This is a genomic window from Mesorhizobium sp. IMUNJ 23232 (assembly GCF_044326205.1).
Lineage (GTDB): Bacteria > Pseudomonadota > Alphaproteobacteria > Rhizobiales > Rhizobiaceae > Kumtagia.
In genome coordinates this window covers 48181-63929 of sequence record NZ_JBIRCY010000033.1, presented here as the reverse complement: position 1 = coordinate 63929, position 15749 = coordinate 48181, and the positions used below count along the sequence as shown (strand labels likewise).

The 15749-nt window shown below is 62.0% G+C and carries 12 protein-coding genes; 10 read left to right on the top strand and 2 right to left on the bottom strand.

The window, feature by feature from the left end:
- The first annotated feature begins 65 nt into the window (after window positions 1-65).
- The 4 genes from ACH196_RS22635 (at window position 66) to ACH196_RS22620 (ending at window position 6645) form a co-directional block, all read left to right on the top strand.
- On the top strand, window positions 66-488 hold the full coding sequence (locus ACH196_RS22635; protein ID WP_396649195.1) for a YciI family protein: 423 nt from the start codon (window positions 66-68) through the stop codon (window positions 486-488).
- A gap of 209 nt (window positions 489-697) precedes the next feature.
- Window positions 698-1393 carry a corrinoid protein gene (locus tag ACH196_RS22630; protein WP_396649194.1) on the top strand — a complete coding sequence of 232 codons (696 nt, stop codon included), beginning with the start codon at window positions 698-700 and terminating at the stop codon, window positions 1391-1393.
- A 383-nt stretch (window positions 1394-1776) separates the two neighbouring features.
- Window positions 1777-3855: a hypothetical protein gene (locus ACH196_RS22625; RefSeq protein WP_396649193.1), complete on the top strand. Its 2079-nt coding sequence runs from the start codon at window positions 1777-1779 to the stop codon at window positions 3853-3855.
- Between the two features lie 501 nt (window positions 3856-4356).
- Window positions 4357-6645 carry a calcium-binding protein gene (locus tag ACH196_RS22620; protein ID WP_396649192.1) on the top strand — a complete coding sequence of 763 codons (2289 nt, stop codon included), beginning with the start codon at window positions 4357-4359 and terminating at the stop codon, window positions 6643-6645.
- 34 nt (window positions 6646-6679) lie between these two features.
- Here the strand turns inward: ACH196_RS22620 and ACH196_RS22615 are convergent, their stop codons facing one another.
- A complete protein-coding gene (locus tag ACH196_RS22615) occupies window positions 6680-7855 on the bottom strand; it encodes an alpha/beta fold hydrolase (RefSeq protein ID WP_396649191.1) in 1176 nt (391 codons plus the stop codon).
- 500 nt (window positions 7856-8355) lie between these two features.
- Between ACH196_RS22615 and ACH196_RS22610 the strand changes: the two genes are divergently transcribed.
- Entirely contained in the window at window positions 8356-10467 is a 2112-nt protein-coding gene (locus ACH196_RS22610; RefSeq protein ID WP_396649190.1) for a beta strand repeat-containing protein, read from the top strand.
- A gap of 113 nt (window positions 10468-10580) precedes the next feature.
- Here ACH196_RS22610 and ACH196_RS22605 read toward each other — a convergent pair whose 3' ends face one another.
- On the bottom strand, window positions 10581-10718 hold the full coding sequence (locus ACH196_RS22605) for an EncA/B family entericidin (RefSeq protein WP_396649189.1): 138 nt from the start codon (window positions 10716-10718) through the stop codon (window positions 10581-10583).
- A gap of 57 nt (window positions 10719-10775) precedes the next feature.
- Here ACH196_RS22605 and ACH196_RS22600 point away from each other — a divergent pair, with 57 nt between their 5' ends.
- From ACH196_RS22600 to ACH196_RS22580, 5 genes are all read left to right on the top strand, one after another.
- The gene (locus tag ACH196_RS22600; RefSeq protein WP_396649188.1) at window positions 10776-11396 is read left to right on the top strand and encodes a DUF1638 domain-containing protein; all 621 of its coding nucleotides are present in this window, start codon (window positions 10776-10778) and stop codon (window positions 11394-11396) included.
- A gap of 152 nt (window positions 11397-11548) precedes the next feature.
- Window positions 11549-13228: a phospholipase D-like domain-containing protein gene (locus ACH196_RS22595; RefSeq protein ID WP_396649187.1), complete on the top strand. Its 1680-nt coding sequence runs from the start codon at window positions 11549-11551 to the stop codon at window positions 13226-13228.
- A 350-nt stretch (window positions 13229-13578) separates the two neighbouring features.
- A complete protein-coding gene (locus ACH196_RS22590) occupies window positions 13579-14166 on the top strand; it encodes a DUF4893 domain-containing protein (protein ID WP_396649186.1) in 588 nt (195 codons plus the stop codon).
- Window positions 14167-14314: 148 nt separating this feature from the next.
- Window positions 14315-14962 carry an exopolysaccharide biosynthesis protein gene (locus ACH196_RS22585; RefSeq protein ID WP_396649185.1) on the top strand — a complete coding sequence of 216 codons (648 nt, stop codon included), beginning with the start codon at window positions 14315-14317 and terminating at the stop codon, window positions 14960-14962.
- Window positions 14950-15726: a formyl transferase gene (locus ACH196_RS22580; protein ID WP_396649184.1), complete on the top strand. Its 777-nt coding sequence runs from the start codon at window positions 14950-14952 to the stop codon at window positions 15724-15726. The genes ACH196_RS22585 and ACH196_RS22580 overlap by 13 nt, the downstream gene beginning before the upstream one ends.
- Window positions 15727-15749 lie beyond the last annotated feature (23 nt).

Genomic DNA, 15749 nt, shown 5'->3' with positions numbered 1-15749 from the left:
GCCACCTCCGTTCGTCTTATCATCGGTGAGGCTGACGGAGCCTCGGCTCAACACAGGAGAGAACGATGCGCGTTATGGTGATTGTAAAGGCGACGGCCGACAGCGAAGCGGGCACGATGCCGTCGACGGAACTGCTCGAAGCAATGGGCAAGTACAATGAGGAACTGGTCAACGCCGGCATCATGCTGGCCGGCGAGGGCCTGCACCCTTCGTCCAAAGGCAAGCGGATCGCCTTCGACGGGCCGAACCGGACCGTCATCGAAGGCCCATTCGGCCATACGTCGGAACTCGTTGCCGGTTTCTGGCTCTGGCAGGTCAAGGACATGGCCGAGGCGGTTGCGTGGGCGAAGCGTTGCCCGAACCCCATGCCCGGTCCGAGCGAACTCGAGATCCGGCAGGTGTTCGAGGCGGCCGATTTCGGCGAAGCGCTCACTCCGGAACTGGCCGCGCAGGAAGACCGTTTGCGCGAGAAGATTGCCGAGCGCTGAGCCGCCCGCGCACCTTGCCTGCGATCGGACGAAGGAACTGGAGGTCTTGGGATTTTATAGACCTGTATTCCAAGTGCGAACTCCAGTCGCTTTCGTTTTGCAGCGCGTCGCAAATCAGCTAAGGATTTGACGCCTTTGCGGGCTAGAAATCCGGCGTCGCTGCTGAGCCGCCATCGTATGCCGCGCGATCATGGAGCCCGAGGAAAAAGATGTCCGACGACGAGATCATCCTGTCCGAGCTTTCCGACGACGAACTCGTGCAGCAGATGCATGACGATCTGTATGACGGGTTGAAGGAAGAGATCGAGGAAGGCACCAACATCCTGCTGGAGCGCGGCTGGGCGCCCTACAAGGTGCTGACCGAGGCGCTGGTGGAGGGCATGCGCATCGTCGGCGAGGATTTTCGCGACGGCATCCTGTTCGTTCCCGAGGTGCTGTTGTCGGCCAATGCCATGAAGGCCGGCATGGCGATCCTGCGCCCGCTGCTTGCCGCCACCGGCGCGCCCAAGCAGGGCAAGCTGGTCATCGGCACGGTCAAGGGCGACATCCACGACATCGGCAAGAACCTCGTCGGCATGATGATGGAAGGCGCCGGCTTCGACGTCATCGACCTCGGCATCAACAACGCGGTGGAGAAATACCTGGCGGCGATCGAGGAGCATCAGCCCGACATTCTCGGCATGTCCGCCCTGCTCACCACGACCATGCCCTACATGAAGGTGGTCATCGACACGCTGAAGGAAAAGGGCATCCGGGACGACTATGTCGTGCTGGTGGGCGGCGCGCCGCTCAACGAGGAATTCGGCAAGGCGGTCGGCGCCGACGCCTATTGCCGCGACGCCGCGGTCGCCGTCGAGACTGCCAAGGACTTCATGAAGCGCAAGCACAACATCCGGGCCGCCTGAGGTTTTTCGGCAAGGTCCTTCACGACAGGCACGGCAACGGCGGCTTTTTTGGCCGCCGTTTTTCTCGGTGCTTCCCTCCCGACGATCCCGGCGACAAGCTTCCCGCCGGAGGCGATTCAGGTCGGGGTCGACACTTCGCCTTGACCTGTCCAGCTATTCCGAAACCCGTCGCTCTGCGGCTATCTGGCCGAGACTGGATTTCCGGGAAGTATCAGCGTATCCTGCGGACATCTGGAACAAGCTTGGGCCGTCAAACATGGCCTGAAAGCCAGGTCGGGCCGTTCAGTCGGAACCCGGCATTCTCGGGCGGTTCGCGCGTCCGACTTTCCAAAACGGGGCATACATCTTCGCACTGAAATGATCTTTCATTTCAAGGAGGAAACATGCCTGTTCTCAACGTAGACGTTACAACCGACTTCTCAGCCGACAACCTCGTCGACATCGACGAGATCGTCTACGGCGATGCCGTATCCATCTCCGCGACCTTCGACAGCGCCCAGTTCGGCGCGGGTAAAATCTCCGACAGCATGGAGGTGACCGGCGGCGCCGGCAACAATTTCCTGCGGGTCGACATGTCCGCTGCCGGCACCTTTTCCGCCCTCGACTGGACGCTGACGAACTGGACCGGATTCGACCAGGTTCAGATCTTCGGCACGGTTGGCAACGACGAGATCCACGGAACCGATGGCAAGGATCAGATCGGCGCGCTCAACAATGGCGGGGGCATCGACAAGCTGTTCGCCTATGGCGGCAACGATGTCCTGCGGCTCCCCGGCGGAGCGGTCGCGGGCTCGATCTTCGATGGCGGCGACGGCACGGATGGCCTGCTGATGACACAGGTCGCCGACTACGACTTCACCGGGACCACGATCGTCGACGTCGAGCAGGTCCAGTTCGCGCAGATCATCACCGCCACCTTCAACGACAACCAGTTAGGCGCCGATGCGATCAACCAGGTTATCGGCACGAAATCCGACCAGAACGTCGTTATTGTCGAGGGATCCACCACGGATTTGAGTGAAGTCAGTTTCTTGACCTGGGGCCGCGACGATCAGTCGATCTCCATCGAGGGAGAAATCTTCGTCGCCAACAACCTCGTCGGATCGGATCAGGACGACACGATTAGTGGCGGCTCCGCAGGCGACACGCTGGAGGGCGGCGGCGGCTCCGACCTGTTGTTCGGCAACGACGGCGCCGACAAATTCGTCTACCGGTCGGGCGGCGACCTGGTGAAAGGCGAAGAAGAAGCTGTGATCGGCGTCGCCGGCACCGACACCGTGCAACTCGTCAACACGGGCTCGATCGACTTCTTCGAGACCGTCTTCAACGGCGTCGAGCAACTGACCTATCAGTCCGGCGTTAGCAGCGCTCGTTTCGGTTCAGAAGCGATCATCGATTTCGACAAGGTCACCGGCGGCGGTTCAGTGGACACGCTGACCGTCGACCGAACCGGCGCCGGTTTTTTCGACCTGTCCAAACTCGTCTTTTCCAATTGGGCGAACGGCATCGACGTGATCAAGGTCAACGGCACCAATGCCGGCGAGATCATCATCGGCACGGGCGAGGACGACACGATCGACGGCAAGGGCGGCAACGATACCATGTCGGGCGGCGTTGGTGACGACGTCTTTCGCGTAGGCCAGGCCGGCGACGTCATCGACGAGGTTGCCGGCAAAGGCGACGACCGGGTCATCGCCACCGTCAGCTACGCGCTCAATGGAGGCGCCTCGATCGAGCTCATTACCACCAACAGTTCGGGGGCGGTGACGGCCATCGACCTCACCGGCAACACCTTCGCCCAGGAGATCGCCGGAAACGCTGGTGAAAACACGCTGCACGACGGCGGCGTCGGCGCTGCCGACACGCTGCGAGGTTTTGGCGGCGACGACACCTACCGCGTGTTCAATGCCGGCGACACCATCATCGAAAGTTCGACGCAAGGGACAGAGGACCGGGTGATGGCCGCCGTCGACTACACGCTCGGCAAAGGCGTCTTCGTCGAATTGTTCACCACCAACGGTTCCACCGGCACGTCGGCCATCGACCTTACCGGCAACGAGATCGCCCAGGAAATTCTCGGCAATGACGGCGACAACCGGCTGGAGGGCAAGGGCGACAGCGACACGCTGCGCGGCTTCGACGGCAAGGACAGTTTTGTCTTCGCCTCGACGATCGGCGCGGCAAACGTCGACACCATCGTCGACTTCGTCGTGGTGGACGACCGTTTCCTCCTCTCGGACGCGATCTTCACCGCGCTCGACACAGGCACGCTTTCGGCCGCCGCGTTCCGGGCGAACGCGACGGGGCTGGCCGAAGACGGCAGCGACCGCATCATCTATGAGACCGACACGGGGGAAGTCTATTACGACTCGGACGGAACCGGCGGCGGCGCCGCTGGCATCCTGTTCGCCATCGCCGACACCGGCCTGGCGCTCACCAACTCGGATTTTTCCGTGGCCTAAATGGTCACGCGAGGGCGCGGAGGGACCTGCTTTTCGCACCTCCGCCCCGATGCTCCGGGGACGTTTCGTTGTCGGCTGCCCGCAGGTCCTGGATCAGTCGCGCTCGCGGTGCTCCCCGCTATCCCTGACGGCTACAGCCCGGCCGCCCGAAATTCCGCCACGATCGGGTTATGCCGATCCGGACCGCATCGCGGGTGGGATCCACCTGCGCGTTAGAAGAGCAGACATGTATTGGTCTGCTGTTCGTCATCGGTGCACCCGGGAGCTAGTTATCGGTTCCAATGATATTGTCCTTACAATGACATCCAGATGACATTCGCCTCGGGCGATCATAAGCAGATACTGAAATAGCACTGTATTTCCGAGAAATGATCATAGCAAAATTTTTCTAAAAACTTTGAAGCGAAACTTGAGTGGAAGGCACAACTGAGCTACCGTTGGTTGCATGAAGTCCGGTCGTGGTTGCCTGAAAGAGACCGATCGGACGGCGGAGGGTACATCATGGCGATTTTTACTTCCGATGTAAGCTCAACCGTCGGCTGGGCAGAAAACTTTGGCGTGGACGTGGGGGATTTGCAATTCCAACGCCTCGACCCCTCCGACTTTCAAAGCCCCGCGGACCCGGCCGTGTCCTATGCCGGGGATTACATAGAATATGTCTACGACGAAAGTTCTTATGACGCTGTCTGGAGGTTCGGCGGCGACTTCGAGTTCGATATGAACGGCAGCGAGGTCGAGGCCGTTTCCGGCACGGTGACGCAGATCGACTATCGGCTGACCTACTACGTTGATTGGGATCCGGGAGTTCCATACTGGAAAGAGTTTTCGATAAGCGGGCTCAGCATCGACGTCTCGGCTTTCCAGACGCTCGACGATGCGGCGCTGACCGCTCTCATCTTTTCCGGGGATGACTCGATCAAGGGCACACCTTATAGCGACGTGCTTCTTGGCTTTGACGGCGCGGACGTTCTCCAGTCGGGGCGCGGCGAAGATATCCTGGACGGCGGCCTCGGCGCGGACATCACGGTCGGCGGGCTGGGCAGCGACATCCACTACGTCGAAGGCAATGCGGATCGCGTCATCGAGAAGGCCGGAGAAGGCGGCTTGGACGTCGTTCGCAGCGGCTCCAACTACGTGCTTGCCGCCGGCGTGGCAATCGAATGGCTGGAAACCCGCGACGGGGCAGGAACGGCTGCGATCGACCTGACTGGCAACGAATTCGACCAGAACGTTCGTGGCAATGAAGGCGTTAACCGGCTCGAGGGTGCCGGCGGCAGAGATTTTCTGCATGGCGAAGGCGGCGACGACCTCCTTTATGGCGGCATCGGCAATGACCTGCTGAAAGGAGGGTCCGGGGCCGACTATCTGAACGGCGGCGCGGGCGCCGACACGGCCTACTACGAGTCAGCATCCGCGGGCGTGGTCGTCCATTTGCTGGCGCCGGCCAACAACCAGGGAGAAGCCGCCGGGGATACGTTCGTCTCCATCGAATACATTCATGGGTCGCGGTTTGACGACGAGTTGGCTGGCACCGCCGGAGTGAACAGGCTGGAGGGCTACTACGGCGCGGATGACCTCTTTGGCCTTGACGGGGATGACAAGCTGTACGGCGGCTTCGGCGACGACCATCTCGAAGGCGGCGAAGGATCGGACACGCTGCTTGGCGAGAACGGCGCCGACCATCTCGATGGCGGCGCGGGTTGGGACACCGTTTCGTACGAGACGGCTGGGTTGGTAGTGGTCGACCTGCAGACACCCGCCAACAATCAGGGACACGCTACTGGAGACACCTTCAACTCCATCGAGAAGATTATCGGGACGTCCGGGAATGACAGGTTGTTCGGCGATGCTGGCGCAAACACATTTGCGGGCGGATACGGTACGGATCGCCTCTTTGGCCGCGACGGGAATGACACGCTTGAAGGCAGCGGCGGCATTTTCGATGACGACTATCTGAGCGGCGGTGCGGGCTCGGACACCGCGTCTTACGAGGCGGCAACCGGCCGCGTGGTTGTCCAACTGCTGACACCCGAGAACAACGAGGGAGAGGCGAGCGGCGACACCTACAATTCCATCGAGAATATCGTCGGGGGGAACTTCGATGATGGTCTGGTCGGCACCACCGGGGAAAACAGGCTGGACGGCGGCCAGGGAGCCGACCGCATCTTCGGCATCGAAGGCAACGATACGCTGACAGGCGGCGAAGGCGCCGACTATCTCAGCGGCGGACTGGGAACCGACACGGCTTCCTATGCCTCGGCCACCGCGCGTGTGGTCGTCAGCCTCGCGAACACGGCCATCAATACCGGCGACGCCGCCGGCGACACCTTCAACTCGATCGAGAACCTGCTCGGCTCGGCGTTCGACGACTACGTCTATGGCAATAATGCCGTCAACGTGATCAGGGGCGGCACCGGCAACGACATCATCAAGGGTTATGCCGGCAACGACACGCTCACGGGCGGTTCCGGACTGGACATTTTCGTGTTCAACTCGGCGCTGGACGCCACAACCAATGTCGACACCATCACCGACTACAACGTGGCTGCCGACACGATCTGGCTGGATAACCTGTTCTTCACGGCCCTGTCCACCGGAACCCTGGCAGCGGCGGCGTTCCGCGCCAATGCCACCGGGCTGGCGCAGGACGCCGACGACCGTATCGTCTACAACACCACTACGGGCGAACTCTTCTACGACGCCGATGGCAACGCTGCCAGCGGATCGAGCCTGTTCGCGCAACTGTCGGCCGGACTGGCGCTGACCAACGCGGATTTGCTGGTGATATAAACGCTGATGGTCCGGCGCGAGCCCGGCGAACCGGTCACGAAGCCAGAAACGCCCCGATCTCCTCCTGGAATTTCGACCAGCCGGGGTCGGTCGCCAGGATCAGGTGGTTCCTCCCTTCGAGCCCCACCAGCCGGGCGCCGGGGATGTTGGCGGCCAGGAAGCGGCCCTCCTCGAAGGGCTGCACCGCGTCGTCGTGGCAATGCAGGACGAGCGTCGGAACCGTCACCAGCGGCAACAGGTCGACGACGTTCATGTAGTCCGAGACCAGCCTGATCCGCACGGCGTTTTCCGGCGAGGTGGTCTTGCGCTGCAACTCGTTGAACCAGTCCATCTGCTCCATGGTGGCGCCGGGTATGAACAGCGACGTGAACACCTGGCGGAACGCTGGGTTCTGCTGGCCCCAGCCGGTGCGCATCAGCGTCGTCAACGCCTCGGCCTGCTCGACGTCGACCGGCGTCCCGCGCAGCCGCCTCCCTCGCGCGAACCCGCCATAGAGAACCAGCTTGCTGACCCGCTTGGGGTGTTTTACCGCATAGGCGATCGAGAAGGCGCACCCCTGCGACGCGCCGAACAGCGCGAACCGGTCGAGGGCCGTGGCATCGACGACGCTTTCGAGATCGCGCACGAAGGCGTCGAAGGAAAGGTCCTGCACGTCCCAGTCCGACAGCCCGTTGCCGCGCGCATCGTAGCGGATGAGCTGGCGCCCTGTGGCCAGCCATCTCAGCAGATGACTCCACACCGGGCTTTCCCAGTCGTATTCGAGATGGTTCAGCCAGTTGCCTGTCTTGACGATCGGCGGGCCGCTGCCGACCTTGGCGTAGGCGATGCGCACCGCATTGCCGGACGTGCAATACAGCACCTCCTGGTGCAGAGCGCCGGAGGCCGGCGGCCGGGGGGCCGAGATGGCCGTGGCGCCGCCCGTGAAGCGGTAGCCGCGCCGGGGCACGGTCTTGATCAGATGCTGCCCGGCTCCAGTGTCGCCAATGGCATGACGCGCCGCGTTGATGCGGCTGGTCAGCGCCGACGGCGAGACCGCGCGCCTCTTCCAGATGGCATCGAGCAATTCGTCACTGCCGACCACCCTGTCCTGGTTGCGCACGAGATAGGCGAGAATTTCGAAAACCTGCGGCTCAACCGCGACCGGCGCGCCGGCCTTGCTGAGCTCGATGCGCTCGATGTCGAGCAGATAGTCACCGAAAGCGTACTGCAAGCCGGCCCCCGCCCCGGCTGCAAGCCGGCAAGCAATATCAAGGAATTCTCAAGGGAAAATCAAGCTGATCTCAAGGACATCCGAAAGACATTCGCATACTTTCCCCTACGGAAAGCTGCCGTCTCTCAGAATCGGCGCTTCACCACGGGGCCATGATGACTTCGCGCCAGCATGAGCGGGGGAATTCAGCCGGACCGAAACGCTTCGGCGCCGGCCGTATGTGCCGACCCGATGCGCCCGGTTCCTGCTCCTTCGTCGGGCTTGGACTGCCGTCGAAATTCGAATCCCGCCCGGGAATGCTTTACCAGCCCGCTTCGGCAATCACGCGGCCGCCTGATGCGGCGAACCGAAAACATCGCCCGACGAGGCGACTGGCCACGAGACAGCCGGGGCGACCCGGCAAAGACAATCGGCATCACTCGAAAAAATTTACTGGGGCATCAACCCGAACAGCCGGACAGGCGCAGGCGCGCCTCCCCGCTATTGCTTGAGAGGTTATCATGGCCACGCTTACGATCACCAACAACGGCAACACCGATTTCCGCGGTGGACCCCCTGAAGTCAACATCGACAAGATCTTGTTCCAGACGCCAGGCCCCGCCACTTCCACGGCAATCTTCGCGCCGGCGCAGTTCGGCGCCGGCCTGATCTCCAATACCGTGGAACTCATCGGCGACGCCAACCAGAACCGGGTGCGCGTCGACTTCGCCGCCGCGACGAACTTCTCGGCGGCAGGCTGGAAATTCACGAATTGGGGCGGCACCGACGAGACGCAGCTCTTCGGCTCCACCGGCAGCGACACGATCACAGGAAGCGCCCAGCGCGACAACATCGCGACCAGCAATGGGCTTACAAACGGCATCGATGTGATCAGCGCCGGCAACGGAAACGACAAAATCCAGATGACCGGCAACAGCTTTGCCGTCGGCACGAAGGTGGACGGCGGCAGCCACAACGTCGGCGGTTTCGACGAAGTCACCTCGAACGGCACCAACGACGACCTCACCCTGGTCGCCTTCTCGAACGTGGAAAGGCTCAGCCTGATTGCGAATGGCCAGACCACGATCGTGAACGGCAAGCAGATCGGCACCGGCGGCTTCACGCAGCTTGCCGCCGACGCGGGCGAGACCGTGACGCTCAGGGTACGCGGCAGCGACGTCGATCTGCGCGGCGTGACGACCTTCGTTAACTGGGATGCCGACAACGCGATCAGCATCGAAGGCACCAGCATCACGTCCAATGTGCTGTTCGGCTCGTCCCAGAACGACACGATCAAGGGCACCGGCGCTTCGTCGGACCTGATCACCGGCGGCGGCGGCCTGGACACATTGATCGGCGACAAGGGCGCCGACAATTTCCGCTACTTTGCCGGCGCGGAGGCTGTCGCCGGCGAGATCGTCGACGCAGGATTGGGCTTCGACAACCTCAGCCTCTTCAACACCGGCGCCATCGATTTCAGCCCGCTCGCTATCAGCGGCGTCGAGGGCCTCGATTTCATCAGCGGAAACTCAACCGCGACTTTCGAAAGCGACCAGATCGGTGGCGCGGCGATCACCGCGATCTCGGGCTCGGCTGGCGTGGACCAGATCATCGTCAATGCCGTCGGCCAGGTGGCCAACCTCAGCAATCTCACCTTCAGCTTCTTCACCAATGGTGCCGATTCCATAACCATCAACGGTTCTGCCCTGCAGGACGTGCTTACCGGGTCGAGCAAAAACGACACGATCGACGGCAAGGCCGGCAACGACGCCATGACCGGCGGTGGCGGCGACGATGTCTTCCGCGTCGGCGAGGCCGGCGACATCGTCAACGAGGAACTGGGCGCGGGCTTGGCGGACAAGGTCATCATCACCGTGAGCTACGTGCTGACCAAGGGTGCCGAGGTGGAGCTTCTCACCACCAACAGCTCGTCGGCCACGGTGGCCATCGACCTGACCGGCAACGAACTCGTCCAGGAGATTTTCGGCAATGCCGGCGTCAACACACTGAGTGACGGCGGCGTCGGCGCGGCCGACACACTGAAAGGGCTCGGCGGTAACGACACCTATCGCGTGTTCAATTCGGGCGACATTATCGTCGAGAGTTCCTCGCAAGGAACGGCGGACAGGGTGACAGCCGCCGTCGACTACGTGCTCGGCAAGGGCGTTTTCATCGAACTCTTCACCACCAACGGCTCGAGCGGCACCTCTAACATCGACCTCACCGGCAACGAGGTCGCCCAGGAGATTCTCGGCAATGCAGGCAACAACCGGCTGGAGGGCAAGGGCGGTGCCGACAGCCTGCGCGGCTTCGCCGGTGCCGACAGCTTCGCCTTCGCCACCGCGCTCGGGGCGGGCAACATCGACACCATCGTCGACTTCAACGTTGCCGACGACCGCTTCTTGCTGTCCGACGCGATCTTCACGGAATTGGACGTCGGCACGCTTTCCGGCGAGACGTTCCGGGCAAACGCCACCGGCCTCGCCCAGGATGCCAGCGACCGCATCATCTACGAGACCGACACGGGAAAACTCTTCTACGACGAGGATGGCACCGGCGCCGTCGCCGGCGTCCAATTCGCCACGATTACAGTCAATCTCGCACTCACCGGCGCGGATTTCTCAGTCGTATAAAATAGCCGGCCGAGAAGGCAAGGAGATTGGCGTTCCCGCGCCTCTCCATCTTACCAGGACACAAAAAAGCCCCGGCTCCGGGGCTTTTTCACATCATGACGCGTGCGAGAGGGTCACTCGACCGTATCTTCGACCGCGTTGACGGTACCTTTGACGTCCTTGCCGACGCCGCGCACAGTGTTCGCGCAGGCCGAAATGGCGAGCGCGCAGGCGAGCAGCACGGCGAGCGATGCGATGCGGGTCGATGTCATGGTGACTCCCTCTTTTGATAAGTGCTAAACTTAACCGTCGAAACTCAAACAAGTTCCATGCCGGCGAAGCAAAATCACGAGACACCGCCCGTCGAACGCGTCCTCGTTATCGCCTGCGGCATGCTGGCGCGAGAGGTGCTGGCGGTCAAGGCACAGGGCGCGCTTGACCACATGGATCTCACCTGTCTGCCTGCCGAGTATCATTTTCGCCCGGATCGCATCGCGCCCGAGATGGACAAGGCGATCATCAAGGCGAAGGCCGAAGGCTACCGCCACATCTTTGTCGGCTATGGAGACTGCGGAACCGGCGGCATGCTCGACCGCGTCATCGAAAAGCATGGTGTCGAGCGCATGGAAGGCCCGCATTGTTTTGCGTTCTATCAGGGTTCGAAAACCTTCGAGGCGCAAGGCGACCGCGACATGCTTTCTTTCTACATGACCGACTTCCTGTGCCGGCATTTCGATAATTTCTTCATGAAGCCGCTCGGCCTCGACCGACATCCGGAACTGATCAAGGATTTCTTCGGCAACTACGAAAAACTCGTCTATCTCGCGCAAACCGACGACCCGGCGCTGGACAAGGTTGCCGAGGACGCGGCCAGATTGCTTGGCCTTGCCTACGAGCGCCGCTTCACCGGCTATGGCGATCTGGTCCCTGCCCTGTCGCGTGTTGCGTGACGGCGCCGGGCGATCGAGATCTGTCCGACGAGAGAGTATATTAGCCAACTTCCGATAGTATACGACGCCTCGACTTTTACGAAATTCTTGGATATAGTTTTTCCGCTCAAAGTTTCAGTGTATGCATTTCCTGCAAACCAGGGAACAGCGTCATGCGGAAAAAGACGTCGAAGGATGGACTGACAGTTCAAGCCATATCTGGCACCTATGTTGTCCTTTTGGGCTTCAATCTTGAGCGAGCCAACTGCAACGGCCTTCTCGGCTTTTCGATCCACCGCACGGACCATGAGGGCAATACGGCCGAATATCTGCGCGGCATGAAGTGCTTCGAGGCGACCAACCCGGGATTTCCCTCGGGTTCTTCCTATTCCAGCAAGGAGCATCCGATTCAAAGCTTCGGCTGGTCCGATTACACGGTGCAGCCGGGGCGCAAATACACCTATGTCGTGACTGCGCTCAACGGCGTGCCGGCGGCGCTGACGGCTTTTGCCGAAGTCTCGATCTCGATCACCACCGAGGCGCCCGAAGGTGGCGATCACGATGTTTATTTCAACAGCGGCGTAGCCGGCTCGCAGGCCTATGTCAGGCGCTTCGGCTATCGCGCGCCCGACAAGGTCGAGAACAACGCCGCCTTCGACTGGCTTTCCCGCGGACTATATGAGGCGATGACAGGCTTCATCGCACGGGCGACGGACGCCAGCTTCGAACTGCGCGTTGCTGCCTACGAGTTCCACTACGCGCCATTCCTGCGCCGGCTCGCGGAAGCTCGAAACCGCGGCGTGACGCTCAAAATCGTCTATGATCGGCGCAAGGACAATCCCGGCGCCCGCAACGAGGAGGAGGTCGAGGATGCGGGCCTCGCCGCCGTCTCCAAACAGCGCACCGAGAACAAATCCTACATCTCACACAACAAGTTCATCGTATTGGTCAAGGACGGCCAGCCGCAGGCGGTCTGGACCGGCGGCACGAATTTTTCGGAAGGCGGCATCTTCGGCCATTCCAATGTCGCGCATGTCGTCGAGGATCCCGTCGTGGCCCAAAAATTCGCGGACTATTGGGATCTGCTTGAGGCCAACCTCCCCAACGCACAGTTGGAACCGCGCGTCGAAGCGCTGTCGCCCGTACCCGTCGGCCACACGGCAGACGCCGGCACCACCGTGGTGTTCAGCCCGCGCCCCAGCCTGCGCGCGCTCGAATGGTACCGCAACCTCGCCATGCGGGCCAACAGCGGCCTGTTCATGACCTTTGCCTTCGGCATCAACGAGTTGTTCAAGGAGGTCTACCGAACGTCGGCAGCACCGCTGCGGTTCGCCCTGCTCGAAAAGAAGACGCGGGCGTTCGACCGCGACCAGGAAGCCGAGCGCATCGCCGAGGAGCGAGCCATCGACAGGCTACGCTTCAACAAGGCCAATGTCTTCGCCATCGGCAGCATCATCCGCGACGATGCACTCGAAGGCTGGGTGAAGGAGCGCCTGACCGGCCTCAACAAGAACGTGAACTACGTGCACAACAAGTTCATGCTGATCGACCCCCTCTCCAGCACCCCGACCGTCATCGCCGGCTCGGCCAATTTCAGCAACGCCTCGACGACCAACAACGACGAGAACATGCTGGTCATCAAGGGCAACAAGCGCGTCGCCGACATCTATCTCGGCGAGTTCATGCGCCTCTACAGCCATCACGCGTTCCGGGAATCGACCACCTTCAGGAACGCCAACCCGGCGCCGAAATTCCTGCGGACGGATGACTGGTGGGCCGACTATTTCGGCGACACGCCGCGTTCCCGCCGCCGCACCTATTTCGCGGGAGCACCGTTCGAAGATGTAGGCTGACGCCTCGGATATTGGAGCCGGATAGCCGCCGGGTCGTATCGGCGCCCTCTCTGCTGAACATATCTTTGAACGCGGTCCGCCCGTAGTCCCGGCTCTCACTTCAAACCGGCCAGGCACAGAAAGTTCGCGGCCTTGTCCTGGCTGCTCCCGTCAAGCTCCTTGCCTTTCCCGGCCAGGTTTTGTCATGTTCCAGCCGCCGGTGTCATGCCCCTGACGAACAGAAGTCCGATCTAGAGAGCCAAGCCATTGGAAAGGCAGGATTCTTAGACCCGCAGCGGTTGTCGACCACGGCTTTTTCGGGAACGACTCAGGCTCGGCATTCACCGTGGTCAATTGATAAGACTGGAAAAATGACCTCAAAGAAATCCACCTCCTTCGCCGCCGCTGCCGCCCTTGCGTTGCTCTGCGCCCTGCCCGCCTTCGCCACCGGCGAGATCGTCAACCTGATCACCGCGGCCGACAAGAAACGCCTGGACGAATACGGCCAGACCCGGCTGGCGGCCCTCGCCGAAGCGCGCAAGGGTGAGCCCGCGGACGTGGCGGTGCTCGATGCTCTTGTGGCCAAGCGCATGATTTCGTTCCAGGATTTCGACATGACCGGCAACTGGCAATGCCGCACGATCAAGGCCGGCGGCCTCGCCGAGCTTGTCGTCTATGGCTGGTTCAAGTGCCGCGTCACCGACAACGGCTCCGGCTGGATGCTGGAGAAGCTGTCCGGATCGCAGCGCACCGCCGGCCGCTTCTTCGACGACGGCGCCAAGCGTTTGATTTATCTGGGTTCCGGCTTCATCGGTGGCGAACGGATAAAACTCTACGGCAACGGCCCGGAGACCGACCAGGCGGGATATGCCTTCCGCACCGGCCCCAGCGAATGGCGTATCGAGTTCCCGGCGCCCCAATACGAATCCAAGCTCGATATTCTTGAATTCAAACGATAACAGCGAAAACCGTTGCGGGAATTCCGATCCAGGCCCACATTCGGCCTTGGAACATCATACTGTCATCAAGACTTAACTCCTTCATGAACAGAATATCTTGCTTGCACAGGGGCTTGCGGGCGTTGGCACGGGCGGCATGAGAACGGAGATGGATGGTTTCGAGACCGGCCGGGCTGGCGGTGCGCCCTTCCGGCGCAGGCCGCGGCGGCTGTCGCAGCTCTTCGCCAGGCTTGCCGCCGACGCAAAAGACCGCGTCACCATCGCCAGCATTCTGGACGCGCTCGGCGACCGCAGTTTTGCCGCCCTGCTGGTCCTCTTCGCCGCCTTCAATCTATTACCTCTGCCGCCGCCCTCGTCGGCCATACTCGGCCTGCCGCTGCTGGTGGTCGCAGCCCAACTCACCTATGGCAGCAAGCGCGCCTGGCTGCCGAAATTCATGGGCGAAAAGTCGATCTCGGCCGAGCAGTTCCGCTCGATCATGGATCGTGTCATCCCCAGGCTGGTCAAGCTGGAAGAGTTCGTCCGCCCGCGCTACTGGCCGTTCTGGCGGCGGCGCGGTGACCGCATCGTCGGCATCATGTCGCTTGTCCTCGCAATCATCGTCACGCTGCCGATCCCGCTCGGCAACTGGCTTCCGGCCTTTTCCGTGGCCCTCCTCGGTCTCGCTTTGTCGGAACGCGACGGGATCCTCTTCGCGATCGGCAGCGGCGTCGCCATCGCCTCCATCGGCGTGGTCACCGTCGTCTTCGGCGCCGCAACCGCCGCGGTCCAGGCCACGCTCATATGGATTCTCTGAGGCCGCGCCGCATCGTGGTGGTGACCGAAGGCGGGCGCCACATCTGGGGCATCATCAATGCCATCGCAGCGCAGTTCGGGCCGCCGACGGTCATTCTCGAACAGCCGGAATCGAAATGGGCGCTGCTGAGGCGCCGCGCCCGGCACCAGGGCTGGATTTCGGTCGCCGGGCAGATCGGCACGATGCTGATCATCCGCACCTCGAAGGTGCTCTATGCACACCGGCTGGCCGGAATTTCGGCCGAAATCAGTCTCGACACCACCCCACCGCCGCGTGAACGGACGATCGAGGTTCCCTCCGCCAACAGCCCGGAATTCTTAGCGGCTTTGCAGAGGATCAACCCGGAAGTGGTCTTTCTGGCCGGCTGCCGGCTGCTGAAACGCGAAACTCTCGCCTCGATCTCTTGCCCGGTGCTCAACTATCATGCGGGCATCGCACCGAAATACCGCGGCATGAATGGCGGCTATTGGGCGTTGGCCTCAGGCGACAGGAGAAATTTCGGCACGACCGTGCATCTGGTGGACACTGGCGTCGACACCGGCGCGGTGCTGCAACAGGCGCGCGGAAAACCGTCGAAGGGCGACACAATCGCCACCTATGCGCTCACCCAGGCCGCGTTCTCCCGCGACATCTGCACGCGCGCCATCGATGATGCGCTGGCCGGGCCGCTGGCGCCGGTCGATACCGGCCTGCCGTCGAGACAGTGGTATCACCCGACGCTGTGGTTCTACCTCTGGACCGGACTGACGCGTGGCATATGGTAACCATCTGGCGCCAGTATTCGTCG

Excerpts from the sequence above, each read along its gene's own strand:
- ACH196_RS22635 (WP_396649195.1), top strand. The coding sequence starts at position 66 with ATGCGCGTTATGGTGATTGTAAAGGCGACGGCCGACAGCGAAGCGGGC.
- ACH196_RS22630 (WP_396649194.1), top strand. The coding sequence starts at position 698 with ATGTCCGACGACGAGATCATCCTGTCCGAGCTTTCCGACGACGAACTC.
- ACH196_RS22625 (WP_396649193.1), top strand. The coding sequence starts at position 1,777 with ATGCCTGTTCTCAACGTAGACGTTACAACCGACTTCTCAGCCGACAAC.
- ACH196_RS22620 (WP_396649192.1), top strand. The coding sequence starts at position 4,357 with ATGGCGATTTTTACTTCCGATGTAAGCTCAACCGTCGGCTGGGCAGAA.
- ACH196_RS22610 (WP_396649190.1), top strand. The coding sequence starts at position 8,356 with ATGGCCACGCTTACGATCACCAACAACGGCAACACCGATTTCCGCGGT.
- ACH196_RS22605 (WP_396649189.1), bottom strand. The coding sequence starts at position 10,718 with ATGACATCGACCCGCATCGCATCGCTCGCCGTGCTGCTCGCCTGCGCG.
- ACH196_RS22600 (WP_396649188.1), top strand. The coding sequence starts at position 10,776 with ATGCCGGCGAAGCAAAATCACGAGACACCGCCCGTCGAACGCGTCCTC.
- ACH196_RS22595 (WP_396649187.1), top strand. The coding sequence starts at position 11,549 with ATGCGGAAAAAGACGTCGAAGGATGGACTGACAGTTCAAGCCATATCT.
- ACH196_RS22590 (WP_396649186.1), top strand. The coding sequence starts at position 13,579 with ATGACCTCAAAGAAATCCACCTCCTTCGCCGCCGCTGCCGCCCTTGCG.
- ACH196_RS22585 (WP_396649185.1), top strand. The coding sequence starts at position 14,315 with ATGGATGGTTTCGAGACCGGCCGGGCTGGCGGTGCGCCCTTCCGGCGC.
- ACH196_RS22580 (WP_396649184.1), top strand. The coding sequence starts at position 14,950 with ATGGATTCTCTGAGGCCGCGCCGCATCGTGGTGGTGACCGAAGGCGGG.